The sequence below is a fragment of the Achromobacter sp. UBA4530 genome, from assembly GCF_002388205.1.
Classification (GTDB): Bacteria; Pseudomonadota; Gammaproteobacteria; order Burkholderiales; family Burkholderiaceae_B; genus Achromobacter; species Achromobacter animicus.
In genome coordinates, this window is sequence record NZ_DGMA01000005.1 from 74,061 (window position 1) to 86,234 (window position 12,174).

The 12,174-nt window shown below is 66.4% G+C and carries 12 protein-coding genes; 5 read left to right on the forward strand and 7 right to left on the reverse strand.

What is annotated here, in order from left to right; translation table 11 throughout:
- Positions 1-68 precede the first annotated feature (68 nt).
- Positions 69-797, reverse strand: coding sequence for an ArsR/SmtB family transcription factor (locus tag B2W22_RS03340; protein ID WP_286936184.1), 729 nt, complete (start codon positions 795-797; stop codon positions 69-71).
- A gap of 78 nt (positions 798-875) precedes the next feature.
- Here B2W22_RS03340 and B2W22_RS03345 point away from each other — a divergent pair, with 78 nt between their 5' ends.
- Positions 876-2,231: an MFS transporter gene (locus B2W22_RS03345; RefSeq protein WP_286936185.1), complete on the forward strand. Its 1,356-nt coding sequence runs from the start codon at positions 876-878 to the stop codon at positions 2,229-2,231.
- Between the two features lie 4 nt (positions 2,232-2,235).
- Here B2W22_RS03345 and B2W22_RS03350 read toward each other — a convergent pair whose 3' ends face one another.
- Together B2W22_RS03350 and B2W22_RS03355 are read right to left on the reverse strand one after the other, a co-directional pair.
- Positions 2,236-2,868: an FMN-binding negative transcriptional regulator gene (locus B2W22_RS03350; protein ID WP_286936186.1), complete on the reverse strand. Its 633-nt coding sequence runs from the start codon at positions 2,866-2,868 to the stop codon at positions 2,236-2,238.
- Positions 2,869-3,003: 135 nt separating this feature from the next.
- On the reverse strand, positions 3,004-3,198 hold the full coding sequence (locus B2W22_RS03355; RefSeq protein ID WP_175124291.1) for a hypothetical protein: 195 nt from the start codon (positions 3,196-3,198) through the stop codon (positions 3,004-3,006).
- Positions 3,199-3,430: 232 nt separating this feature from the next.
- Between B2W22_RS03355 and B2W22_RS03360 the strand changes: the two genes are divergently transcribed.
- The 4 genes from B2W22_RS03360 to B2W22_RS03375 all read left to right on the forward strand — a co-directional run bounded on the left by B2W22_RS03360 (position 3,431) and on the right by B2W22_RS03375 (position 6,055).
- Entirely contained in the window at positions 3,431-4,129 is a 699-nt protein-coding gene (locus B2W22_RS03360) for a DUF3313 domain-containing protein (RefSeq protein WP_175138635.1), read from the forward strand.
- A gap of 117 nt (positions 4,130-4,246) precedes the next feature.
- Positions 4,247-4,414 (forward strand): hypothetical protein, encoded by a 168-nt coding sequence (locus B2W22_RS03365; protein ID WP_174245436.1) that lies wholly within the window; start codon positions 4,247-4,249, stop codon positions 4,412-4,414.
- Positions 4,411-5,028, forward strand: coding sequence for a YiiX family permuted papain-like enzyme (locus B2W22_RS03370; RefSeq protein WP_246282960.1), 618 nt, complete (start codon positions 4,411-4,413; stop codon positions 5,026-5,028). Before B2W22_RS03365 ends, B2W22_RS03370 begins: the two co-directional genes overlap by 4 nt.
- A 37-nt stretch (positions 5,029-5,065) precedes the next feature.
- Complete coding sequence (locus B2W22_RS03375) at positions 5,066-6,055, forward strand: DUF4105 domain-containing protein (RefSeq protein ID WP_286936187.1); 990 nt, start codon at positions 5,066-5,068, stop codon at positions 6,053-6,055.
- Positions 6,056-6,144: 89 nt separating this feature from the next.
- Here the strand turns inward: B2W22_RS03375 and B2W22_RS03380 are convergent, their stop codons facing one another.
- The 4 genes from B2W22_RS03380 to arcA all read right to left on the reverse strand — a co-directional run bounded on the left by B2W22_RS03380 (position 6,145) and on the right by arcA (position 12,172).
- Complete coding sequence (locus B2W22_RS03380; protein ID WP_286936188.1) at positions 6,145-7,539, reverse strand: metal-dependent hydrolase family protein; 1,395 nt, start codon at positions 7,537-7,539, stop codon at positions 6,145-6,147.
- A 30-nt stretch (positions 7,540-7,569) separates the two neighbouring features.
- The gene (locus tag B2W22_RS03385; protein WP_175124294.1) at positions 7,570-9,390 is read right to left on the reverse strand and encodes an SLC13 family permease; all 1,821 of its coding nucleotides are present in this window, start codon (positions 9,388-9,390) and stop codon (positions 7,570-7,572) included.
- 27 nt (positions 9,391-9,417) lie between these two features.
- On the reverse strand, positions 9,418-10,848 hold the full coding sequence (locus B2W22_RS03390; RefSeq protein WP_175124295.1) for a basic amino acid/polyamine antiporter: 1,431 nt from the start codon (positions 10,846-10,848) through the stop codon (positions 9,418-9,420).
- Between the two features lie 82 nt (positions 10,849-10,930).
- Positions 10,931-12,172: an arginine deiminase gene (gene arcA, locus B2W22_RS03395; RefSeq protein WP_175124296.1), complete on the reverse strand. Its 1,242-nt coding sequence runs from the start codon at positions 12,170-12,172 to the stop codon at positions 10,931-10,933.
- Positions 12,173-12,174 lie beyond the last annotated feature (2 nt).

Here is a 12,174-nt window from a genome sequence, read left to right on the forward strand (position 1 = left end):
TGAAAGGTTGTGTGCGGGTGCACCGCCGTATGGGGCGGTATGGATGGGGCGAGGCGCGGAAGAAGCGATCAGGCTGCTGCATGCGCGTCCCTTTGGGCGGCGGGCTGGTCGCCGGCAAGACCGAAGAAGGCCGGAAACTGGCGTTCGCCCTTGGCCGTGATGCGCAGCGCGCGTGAGTCCAGATCCTTGCTGATCCAGCCGCGCGCCAAGAGCGCATCGAGCAGCGCGGCGCCCAGTGCGCCTCCCAGATGCGAGCGCCGCTCGCTCCAATCCAGGCACGCGCAGGCAAAGCGGCGGCGGCGCTGGCGCGCTTGCGCGGCATCAACGCCCACCTGCGCGAGCGACGCCTCGCCCAGCGGCGTCAGCAGATAGTCGCGGCCGTCCGGCGTCAACCAGTGCCGGGCCAGCATCGCATCGTGAATTTGCACCGCCAGCGTGCCGGCCATGTGGTCGTAGCAGGTGCGGCTGTCGCGCAGCGCGGAAGGCGTCGTCGGCTTGAATGGGGCGCGGTCGGCGCCCGCCACCACCAGCAGCGCCTCCAGCGCGTGGCCGACGTCGCCGCTCGCCAACCGATAGTAGCGATGCTTGCCCTGCACGGCCATTTCGACCAGCCCCTGATCGCGCAGACGCTGAAAATGGCTGCTGGCCGTGGACGCGCCGATGTCGGCGGCCGCGGCCAATTCCGTGGCGGTGCGCGCGCGGCCGTCCAGCAGCACGCATAGCATGCGCGCCCGCGCGGGATCGGCAATGGCGCCCGCCACGGCGGACAGGTTGATGTCGGCGAACTCGGAATCCATGATTCGGTATGGACCAAAGTGTTGTGTGCAGGACGTAAGCATACTTCGACTCAACGAAAACAACATCCACGCCATCCCATGCCTGCTTCCCCTTCCTTTTTCGGCTGGAAAGTCCTCTACGCCACCTTCATGCTCGCCATTTTCGGCTGGGGCGTCGGCTTTTACGGGCCGCCGGTCTTCCTGCATGCCGTCGTCCAGCGCACCGGCTGGAGCGTCGGGCTGGTGTCGGGCGCGGTCACCCTGCATTTTCTGGCGGGCACGGTGGTGGTGGCCAATCTGCCGCGTCTGTACCGGCGCATCGGCGTCGCTCGTACGACCGCAGGCGGCGCGGCGCTGTTGGCGCTGGGCGTGGCGGGATGGGCGGTGGCGCAGGCGCCGTGGCAGCTTTATGCCGCCGCAGTGGTCAGCGGAATGGGCTGGGTCACGCTGGGTGCGGCAGCCGTCAACGCGCTGATTGCCCCGTGGTTCGTGCGGCGGCGACCCGCCGCGCTGGGCATGGCGTACAACGGCGCCAGCGTCGGCGGCATCGTCTTTTCGCCGCTATGGGTGTTCCTGATTGCGCAGGCCGGCTTCGCGCAGGCAGCCCTGTGGGTTGGCATTGCGATGGTCGCCGTCATTGCCGTGCTGTCGCACAAGGTGTTCAAGGTGACCCCACAGCAAATCGGCCAGGCGCCGGACGGAGATTTGTCGGGCGGCGTGCCGTCGGTCGGCGTCCCGTCGGCCGGCTCATCGTCAGACGGCTCATCGTCAGACGGCATCCAGTCTAGCGGCACGCCCCCGGCCACCGCCCCATCGCGCGCCGCGCAGGAAAGCGCCGCACCGCCCACGCCAAGACTTGCGATCAAGCTGCGCCAAGACCGGGCGTTCGTGACGCTGGCCGCCGGCATGGCCTTGGGGCTGTTCGCCCAGATCGGTTTGATCGCGCACCTGCTGTCACTGCTGGCGCCGATCTTGGGTGCGCAGACGGCAGGCCTGGCGATGGGACTGGCAACGGCCAGCGCCATCGCCGGCCGCTCGCTCGTCGGTTGGCTGATGCCGCCAGGGGCCGACCGCCGCAAGATAGCCTGCGCGGCATACGCCGTGCAGATTGCGGGATCGCTGGTGCTGATGCTGGCCGCCGACCATGCGTGGGCGCTGTGGACGGGCGTCGTGCTGTTCGGGTCGGGCATCGGCAACGCCACGTCGCTGCCGCCGCTGATCGCGCAGACGGAATTTTCCCGCGAGCAGGCGGCACGCGTGGTGCCGCTGATCGTCGCGCTGTCGCAAGGCGCGTATGCCTTTGCGCCCGCGGCATTCGGCGCGCTGCGCACGTGGCTGCAGCCTTCGGGATTGACGCTTCCCGACTTCCTGGCTGCGGCCGCCTTGCTGCAAGCCGCGGCCATCGCATGCTTTGCGGCCGGCCGGGGCGCGCACGCCAAGCGCTGCGCGCCCTGATGCCTCAGGCGCCTTTGCCGCGCCGGGCCACCAGGCCGGCCATGACCGCGTCGCCGCGTTCGCTGACCAGGCCTTCGGCGACGCCCTCGCGATCCGCCGCGTTGCGGTTCTGGCTGACCTTCCACTTGCCTTCGATACGGGCAATGGGGATCTCGACGCCGATAATGGCGCGCATCTGCGCGGCAATGAAATCGGCGGGTGCCTCGTCCAAGCGCCACGGCTGGACGCGCGCCTTTTCCTGGCTGTCGGTCAGCGCCTCAAGCTGGGCGCGCAGCCAGGCCGGATCGTCCTGGATCACCGGCGTGCCCCACACATGCACGGCCACGAAGTTCCAGGTCGGCACGACCTTGTGCGTTTCCGCCTTGGTCGCGTACCAGGACGGCGTGATGTACGCCTGCGCGCCATGAAAAGCCACCAGACACTCGCGACCCGCGGCCAGCTCGGCCAACTGCGGATTGGCGCGCGCCACGTGCAGGCGCAGGACGCCATGCTCGCCTTCGGGATACAGCAGACAGGGGATGTGATTCGCCATCAATCCGCCCTCTCCGCTGGTGAAGACAACCCCCAGCGGGTGGGCGCGGATGAACTCGTGCTGGATTTCCAGCGAATCTTCGCGAAAAGCGGACGGCAGGTACATGGCAGCGGCGCGATCAGTAGGGAGGAAAACGACAACATACCGCGCGCGTGGCACCACTGAAAGAGCCACACAACCTGCCTTTCATGGAGCCATACGCGGCGCAAACCCGGAACACCGCCCGTGCCCGTCCGGCCGCTATTGCCGGGATCGACCGTACGCCGCGTTCATGCGCTCGCGAGCCTGCGTTTCATGCGCGAAAGCGCGGTCGTAGTTTTCCAGGCACCCTGCCGTGGGATTGGGCCACTGGATTGCAGCGATTGCGTCGGTCAGTTCGTCACGTGCCCGCTGCCATTCCTTGACGGCGGCATACCATTCGTTAGCGGTGTCCATAGATACTCTCCCCCTTCTATGTGCACAGGCCAATCGTAGCGCTGGCCAACACCAGCGAGACAGCGTTTTCGCATGGCCAGATGGATGATGTGGCGGCGACGCAGCGATGCATTGCGCGAGCGAAAAAATTGCCGCGCCGCGCCGCGGTTCAGGCAGATAATTTCCAGCAAGGATCGTGCCGGTTTTGCGCCTGCCTGCCGTGGGCGCCGTTTTTCTGACAAGGGAAAAAGCCATGAAGCCCAACCTCGCACTGCGCGCGGCCTGCTGCGCGCTCATCGGACTGGCCGGCTGCACCAATCTGCCCAAGGCCAAGGACTATTCCACCGCGCTCGGCGAACCGCAAAGCCAGCTTCAGCAGGATCCCAACTGGAGCGGCGGCCGCATCTGGGTCAGGCCAGGTCCGCCGATCGGCAGCCAGTTCGACAAGAAGCTGCTCATGGAAGACGTCACCTACATTCCGGGCGACCGGCCGGACGAGCTGGACTTCCGTGACGACGCCGAGATGCGCCAGCGCGTGCTGGCCTACATGAACGCGGCCCTGCGCCGGGAGTTCACGCAGGCGGGCTATCAACTGATCTCCGCGCCAGCCCCGCGCTCGGTGCGGCTGCGCGCCGCCATCACCGGCACCTTCCGCAACGATCGCGATCCGCGGCCCGGCGAGTATGTGCCCATTGGTTATGTGCTGGGCCAGACTGCCAAGGCTGCAGGCCTGCGCGACCAGTCGGCGCGGCTGCTGATCGAAGCCTCGGCGCGCGATGCCACCACCAACCAATTGCTGATCGCGTCGTTGGGCGCAGTCACAGGCAGCAATTTGCCGGAAAACCGCAAGCCCACCGCCGCCGACGTGCAAAGCGCCATCGACGACTGGGCGCGCCGGGTCCGCGAGCAGTTCGACCGCATCTGGGTCGGCGAAATACCCAAGACCAAATGACGCGCGGCGGACATTTTCCGCCTTCATATCACGATGTGATGAATATTGACGTCAACCCTCACTTACCCAGGGCCGCCGGCTAATGCTACTGTTCCGCCTGTGCAAGGAGTACATGCAATGGATCAGAAAACGAAGCCCTGGGCATTTCCCAAACCCCACCCCGAAAACACGCCACGCGGCGAACGCAACAAACAAGAGTTCGACACGCCGCCCAAGGAAGAAAAACCCGCGGCCAAACCGCGCGCCAAAAAGCAGACGCCTGCGACCGGGCGGGCGCGCCCGTGAGGCTGGCGGCAAAGGTCTGTACGGCAGCGCTGGCGGCGCTGTCCGCGGTGTCCATGGCGGCCGCCGCCGCGCCCGACATCCAGACGGGCGACATGGTGTTCCAGCAGTCCCGGTCAGCGCAAAGCCTGGCCATCCAGCAAGCCACGCACTCGCCCTACAGCCACATGGGCATGATCGTGACGCGCCAAGGCCAGCCCTACGTGCTTGAGGCCGCGGCGCGCGTCAGCTACACCCCCCTCTCTCAATGGACCGCGCAAGGCGAGCGCGGCCATTACGTCGTCAAGCGGCTGCGCGACACTTCCCTGCTGACGCCCGACGCGCGTGATCGGCTGGCGAAGGCGGGCGCCGCCTACGTCGGCAAGCCCTACGATCTGGTATTCGCCTGGTCCGACGATCAGATCTACTGCTCCGAACTGGTGTGGAAAATCTATCAGCGCGTACTGGGCGTGAAGGTCGGCGCGCTGGCGCCGCTGAAAAGCTTCGATCTCGCCTCGCCTGCCGTGCAGGCCAAGATGCGGGAACGCTACGGCAAGAACATTCCGTGGGAAGAACCCATCATCTCCCCGGCCGCCATGTTCGAGTCCGACCAACTGGTCACGGTAGGCACCTTCTGATTGCAGTGCGCGGCGCAACCGCCGTCCAAGGAGCGCAATGACGGTTTCCATCCTGCTGGGCATCGCCATTGCGCTGGAAACGGGCTGGGGTGCGCTGGCATTGTGGATCCGCGCGCCGCTTTCATCTGCATGGAAATTGGTCGCAGTGCTGGCTTGGGTGATGTTGGCATTGGCGGCCATCGCCGGGCTGGTATGGCCGCGTTGGTGGCCGGGCCTGGTTCTGCATGGCGCGGCGCTAGCCGTTCTGCTCGTGTGGTGGCTGCGCATCCGCCCGTCCAACGACCGCCCCTGGCTTGCCGAAGTCGCCCGCCAAACCCACGGCGTCGTCAATGGCAACACCGTCACGCTGCACAACGTGCGCAACTTCGACTGGCGATCGCGCACCGACTTCACGCCCCGCTGGGAAACCCGGCGTTATGCGCTGGACACGCTGCAATCGGTGGACGTGGCCCTGTCGTATTGGGGCCGTCCCGCCATCGCCCACGCGCTGGTGTCGTTCGGGTTTGGCGACGACGATCACGTGGTGTTCTCGGTTGAAATCCGCCGCAAGCAGGGCGACCGGTTTTCCGAGATCGGCGGATTTTTCAAGCAGTACGAACTGAGCGTGATCGCCTCGACCGAAGCGGACAGCCTGCGGGTGCGCACCAACGTGCGCGGCGAAGACAGCTACCTGTATCGCATCCACATGCCCGAGGGCGCGGGGCGCGAACTCTTCGTGGCCTACGTCGACGCCGCCAACCGCCTCCGGACAACACCCCGCTTCTATCACACGCTTACGGCAAACTGCACCACCATCGTCTTCCAGATGGCCCGGCGCATCGTGCCCGGATTGCCGATGGATTACCGCCAGCTTCTTTCAGGCTACCTGCCGGAATACCTGTACAAGCTGGACGCCCTGCGCGGGGCCGGCAGCGCCGCAGAGTACCGGCGCCGCGGCCGCTACACGGACCGCGCCCGCGCCACCACCGACCCGGCCGAATTCTCCCGCAACATACGGCACGGCGTGCCCGGCATCGCGCCTGAATGAGCCTGGTCCACCGCGCCGCCTAGGGAACGCCGGCCTCGGCCACGCGTCACGCGCCGGAAGTCCGCAAGCGCCACGAGCGGACGCCTCGCTCAACGGACGGGCACTGCATCCTTGTAGATGACGCCATCCTTCATGATGACCAGGAAGTTCTTGTCCGGATCGCCGATCAGCTTGATGTCCTGAATCGGGTCGCCATCGACCAGCAGCAGATCGGCAAGCGCGCCTTCGCGCACGACACCCAGATCGCCGCGGTAGGGATTGCGCTTGCCCGACAGTTTCAGCAGTTCTGCGTTCGTGCCGGTTGCCATGATGAGCGTCTGCGCCGGCGTGTACCACCGCGTCAGGCTTGCCAGGATGCGGCCCTGCTGCTCGGCCAACTGGCTTGAAAACAGGATGTCCGTGCCGAACGCCGTCTTGAGCTTGTGCTTGATCGCCAGCTGGTAGGTCCGGTCCGTCCCGGCAAAGACCTCCTGCGCCTTTTGCCATTGATCCGATCCTCGCGGAAAGGCGTCGGCCAGTTCGTCCGGAAAGGGCTGCGTGCTCAGCCACACGCCCGCGCGCGCCATCAGCTCGGCCGTTTCCTCGTCCATCATGCTGCCGTGCTCGATGCTCTGCACGCCCGCCTTGATGGCGCGCTGGATGGCGGTGGGCGTGTAGGCGTGCACCGCCACATACGTACCCCAGTCGGTCGCGGCATCCACCGCCGCGCGCAACTCCGGTTCGGTGAACGTCACCACATCCAGCGGGCTGTGCGGCGACGACACCCCTCCGCCACCGGTCAGCTTGATCTGCGTCGCGCCCTGCATCAGCTGTTCGCGCGTGCGAAGGCGCACTTCGTCGGGGCTGTCGGCGATCGTGCTATCGCCGGACAGATCGTGCCGCGAGCCCGGCGCGCCCAGGGTGCGCGGCAGGTCCGCCATCGAGCGGAAGTCACCATGCCCGCTGGTCACGCTGATCATCGCGCCGGACGGATAGATGCGCGGACCGGGGATCACGCCCTGGTCCACCGCCAGCTTCAGGCTGAAGGCCGAGCCGCCCAGGTCACGCACCGTGGTGAAGCCTCGCATCAGCGTCTTCTTCGCCTCGACGCCCGCGACGATGTTCAAGTACGTGGGCTCCTGCGTCATCGCCACCGCCAGCGGCACGCCCACGAACATGCTGTGCCAATGCATGTCGATCAGCCCGGGCATCAGCGTGCGGCCGCCGCCGTCAATGACGCGCGCGCCGTCTGCCGCGATCTTGTCCCGCGACACTTTTTCGATGACATTGCCGTGAACCAGAACACTGCTCGCCGGGCTCAGGTCGCCGGACACGCCGTCGAAGATGCGCACGTTTTCAAACAGGATCCGCGAATCCGCCGCGGCCTGCGCGGTCGGCGGCGGCGCCGTGGCAGCCGGCGCCGCAGGCAAGCTATGGGAATGCGCCAGCGAAGCGCCAAGAAGCAGCGATGCCGCCATGAATGCAATGCCAGTCCTGACAAACATGATCGAACCTCCGGATGGGGTCATCCGCCCTCAGGACGGAAACAGGATCGGAATCAGCAGCACGCTGACCACCAGCGAAAACACAGCAAGTGGTGTCCCGATCTTCAGATAGTCGGCAAACCCGAAACCGCCCGCCACGCTGACCAGCGCATTGGAGGGCGTAGACACCGGCGACATGAACGCCGCCGACGACGCAATGGCCACCGTCATCGCAAATGCATAGGGAGACGCGTGCAGGCTTTCGGCGATGCTGATGGCGACCGGGCCCATCAGCACGGCGGTCGCGGTGCCGGAGACCACCACGCCCAGCGTCACCGTCGCCACGAACACCAGCGCCAACTGCCCGTAGATGCCCCAATCGCCCGAATAGTGCAGCAGGAACTGCGCGGCCAGATCCACGCCGCCGCTGCGCTTGAGCGCCAGCGCAAACGGCAGCATGCCCACGATCAGGATCAGCGCCCGCCAGTTGATCGACCGGTACGCCACGTCCAGCGTCACGCAGCCGAACAGGCCCATCATCAGCGCGCCAATCAGCCCCGCCATCACGTTGGGCACCCAGTCGGTCAGCATCAGGAACACCACCGTCGCCAGCGAGAGCAGCGCATGGATGGCGCGGTTGGGCACCGGCACCAGCGAATCGGCTTCGACCGGCATCGCCAGGCTGACCAGATCGTGCTCTTCGGCCTGCAGGGAAAAAATGCCCGCCCACGGCCCGACCACCAGCAACGTATCGCCCACGCGCATCTTCACGTCGGGCAGGTCGCGCTTGGCCTCCTTGCCGCGCCACAGGCCCACGACGAAAAGTCCATGCCGCCCCAGCACCACGGAATCGCGCGCATTCGCGCCGTCCAGCCGCGATTCCGACGGGATGATGACCTCCACCATACCCACATCGCGGGCCTGATCCGTGAAGTACACGCCGGACATCTCCAGCCGCCGCAGGTGATGCCGGCTGCAAAAGCCGTCGATATCGAACCCCTCTGCATCCCTGTCCAGGAGCAGGATGTCGCCCGCCTCCAGGACGTCGTCCGCCGTCGCGCGCATGACGGCCCGCGCGAACCGCGTGTTGCGCTCGATGGCGATGACGAATGCTGCCTTGCCGAGTTCGCCCGCCCACAGTCCGAGCTGGCGTCCCACCAGGTCCGAGTCGGTCTGCACCAGCAGGCGGCATGCCCGGTTCTGCAGGGAATATTTGGTCGCCCAGTCGCCCAGGCTGGGCCGGTTCAGCGCGCGCGGCCCCTGGCCCGCGTCGATGAGCTTGCGCGCGAACAGCATGTAGGCGACGCCGCCCGCCAGGACGACGATCCCGATCGGCGTGAAGTCGAAAAAGCCGAAACCCTCGTAGCCCGCATAACCGAGCGCGCTGTTGAGCACCAGATTCGGCGTGGTCGCCACCAGCGTCAGCATGCCGCTGATCGCCGCCGCCGCGCCCATCGGCATCAGGATCCGCCGGGCCGCCATGCCGGATTTGCGCGCGATCCGCAGCACGATCGGAATGAAGATGGCCACGACGGCCGTGGAGCTCATCACCGCGCCCATTGCGCCGACCGCCCCCATCACCAGCAACACCAGCCAGCCCTCGCTCTTGCCGCCGTGCCGCAGGAGCAGGTCGCCGACGGACTGCGCCACCCCGGTCCGCACCAGCCCCTCGCCGACCACGAAGAGGCACGCGATCAGGATGATGGCGGGATTCGAGAACCCGTCCAGCGCCTCGCGGTAGGTTACGGTGCCACTCAGCGGCAGCAGCAGCATGACCAGCAGCGCGACGGCATCCGACCGCGGCCGCCCGATGACGAACAGCACGACGGCCGCACAAAGGATGGTGAGGACAATCGCCAGTTCGCTGCTCATTGCCGTGCTGCCCCCTGCCCCTTTCGGCTAGAACGCCGTATTGCCCGTGCTGATCGCCCACACGCCGATGCCGCAGGACACCAGCACGAGCAGCAGGATCGGCCACTCGTACGGCGCGAAGATGTTGCCGCGCTGTTCGCGGCGCGATATCAGGAAAAGAATGGTGCCCGGCGCGTAGATGACGCAAGACAGGACGAAATACCGGAAACCGCCCGCATACACCAGCCCGGCCGCATAGACCGTGGCCGCCACCGCCAGCCCCAGCTCGATCTTGCGCCGCCGACTCCAGCCGTCATAGGTTTCGCCGCGTACCGCCAGCATCAGCCCGAACGCCGCCACGAAGAAGTACGGAATCAGGCTCATCGAACTGGCCATGTTCTTCAGCAGCACAAAGGTGTCCTCGGTGAAGAGCGTGACGATCAGAAAGAGCTGCACGATGCCGTTGCTGAGCCACAGTGCCGCCGCCGGCACGCCGTGGCGGTTTTCCCGCCCCAGAAACGACGGCATGATGCCCGCGCCCGCCGCGGCGCGCAGCACTTCGGCGGCCAGCAGGATCCACGCCAGGTAGGCGCCCGCCACCGACACCATCAGCCCCACGCTGACCAGCATGCTGCCCCACGGTCCGACCGCCGCCCGCAGCACGCCCGCCATGGACGGGTTGCGCAGCGAGGCCAGTTCCGCGCGCGGCAGCACGCCATACGACAGCATCGTCACCAGCACCAGCAGCGCCAGCACCAGCAGGAACCCGACGATTGTCGCCACCGCCACGTCCTCTCGGCGCTTGGCGTAGCGGGAGTAGACGCTGGCGCCCTCCACGCCCAGGAACACGAACACCGTGACCAGCATCGTGTTGCGCACCTGTTCGAAAAGACTGCCCTTGCCCCCGCCGCTGAGCCCTTCGGCAATGTTGGCGCGCAGCACGTCCAGGTCCACGGCAAACGCGGCGAAGACAATGAAGATGGCGATGGGCACGACTTTGGCGATGGTCACGACCGTGTTCATGCCCGCCGCCTGCCGGATGCCGCGCAGGATCAGGAAATGGGTGGACCACAGCAGGACCGACGACACCAGCACGGCGGCCACGGTATCGCCGTCGCCGAAGAACGGCAGGACGGCGCCCAGCGTTCCCTTGAAGATGACGAAATAACTGACGTTGCCCAGGCAGGCGGCCGTCCAGTAGCCCAGCGCCGCCAGAAAGCCCAGATACAGCCCGAATCCGGCCTTGGCATACGCGAAGATGCCGGCGTCCAGATCGGGGCGCCGGCGCGACAGGAACTGGAACACCATCGCCAGCGTCAACATGCCCGTGCCAGCAATGGCCCAGGCCACCAGGCCGCCCACCGGCCCGGTATTGCGCGCAAAGACGCTGGGCAGCGAAAAGATTCCCGCGCCCACCATCGATCCCACCACCATGGCGGCCAGCGCCATGCGAGAAAGTTTGGCAGTTTCCCCGCTCACGTTCTTCTCCTGAAAGCGATCCGGTGGTTGCGCGCCCGCGCGGCCGCCCTTTTCAGGGATGGCCGCGCGCGGCAATGCGCCGCTAGGCGGGATCCCGCGAAATCGGGCACGTCATGCAGTGCCCGCCGCCGCGGCCCCGGCCCAGTTCGGCGCCGACAAAGGTGACGACCTCGATCCCCGCCTTGCGCAAGAGCGTGTTGGTGTAGACATTGCGGTCATACGCCAGCACGACCCCGGGCGAGATGCAGACCAGGTTGGCGCCGCTGTCCCACTGCGTGCGCTCGCGCAGATAGGCGTTGCCGCCGGTCTCGACGACGCGCATCTTCTTGATGCCCAACGCCTCGCCGATCACGTCCACGAGCGACCCCTTGTCCTTGTGCAGCTCCAGCGACCCCGGCGCGCTGCCCGGCCGGTAGGAGAACGCCTGGATGTTGTTGACGATGTCGGGATACATCAGCACGCAATCGCGGTCGGCAAAGGTCAGCACGGTGTCCAGGTGCATGGCCGCCCGCAGCTTGGGCATGGCCGCCACGATCACCCGGTCTGCCGCATTCTTGGCGAACAGGCTGGCCGCCAGCTGGCTGATGGCCTGGCGCGACGTGCGTTCACTCATGCCGATCATCACCGTCCGGTTGCCGATGGGCATGACGTCGCCGCCCTCCAGCGTGGCCAGTCCATGATCGGCGGTGGGGTCGCCCCACCAGACGTTCACCTTGCCGGCAAAGCGCGGATGGAACTTGTAGATGGACGACGTCAGGATCGTCTCTTCGTGCCGCGCGGGCCAATAAAGCGGATTGAGCGTGACGCCGCCATAGATCCAGCAGGTCGTATCACGCGTGTACAGCGTGTTGGGCAGCGGCGGCAGCAGGTACTCCGTGACGCCGGCGGCTTCCTTGATGAGCGTGAGCTGTTCGCCGCCGATCGACTCGGGGAACTCCTCGGTCGACAGCCCGCCGATCAAGGTCTCGGCCAGCTTGCGCGCCGGCAAGCCGTCCAGGTAGCTGCGGATCTCGTCGAGCAGGCCCAGGCCAACCTGGTTCGCCACGACCTGGTTGTCCAGGATCCACTTCTTCGCTTCAGGTATCGCGACCGTTTCGGCCAGCAGGTTGTGCATTTCCACGACGTCCACGCCGCGGTCCCGCATCTTCGTCATGAAGTCGAAATGGTCGCGTTTCGCGTTGTCGACCCACATGACATCGTCAAACAGCAGCGCATCACAATTGGAGGGCGTCAATCTTTCGTGGGCGCGTCCTGGCGCGCAGACCATCACCGTGCGCAATTGCCCGACTTCTGAATGGACTCCAAATTCCTCGGTATCAGCCATGA

Coding starts and splice junctions, on each gene's coding strand:
- B2W22_RS03340 (WP_286936184.1), bottom strand. CDS start 797: ATGGATTCCGAGTTCGCCGACATCAACCTGTCCGCCGTGGCGGGCGCC.
- B2W22_RS03345 (WP_286936185.1), top strand. CDS start 876: ATGCCTGCTTCCCCTTCCTTTTTCGGCTGGAAAGTCCTCTACGCCACC.
- B2W22_RS03350 (WP_286936186.1), bottom strand. CDS start 2,868: ATGTACCTGCCGTCCGCTTTTCGCGAAGATTCGCTGGAAATCCAGCAC.
- B2W22_RS03355 (WP_175124291.1), bottom strand. CDS start 3,198: ATGGACACCGCTAACGAATGGTATGCCGCCGTCAAGGAATGGCAGCGG.
- B2W22_RS03360 (WP_175138635.1), top strand. CDS start 3,431: ATGAAGCCCAACCTCGCACTGCGCGCGGCCTGCTGCGCGCTCATCGGA.
- B2W22_RS03365 (WP_174245436.1), top strand. CDS start 4,247: ATGGATCAGAAAACGAAGCCCTGGGCATTTCCCAAACCCCACCCCGAA.
- B2W22_RS03375 (WP_286936187.1), top strand. CDS start 5,066: ATGACGGTTTCCATCCTGCTGGGCATCGCCATTGCGCTGGAAACGGGC.
- B2W22_RS03380 (WP_286936188.1), bottom strand. CDS start 7,539: ATGTTTGTCAGGACTGGCATTGCATTCATGGCGGCATCGCTGCTTCTT.
- B2W22_RS03385 (WP_175124294.1), bottom strand. CDS start 9,390: ATGAGCAGCGAACTGGCGATTGTCCTCACCATCCTTTGTGCGGCCGTC.
- arcA (WP_175124296.1), bottom strand. CDS start 12,172: ATGGCTGATACCGAGGAATTTGGAGTCCATTCAGAAGTCGGGCAATTG.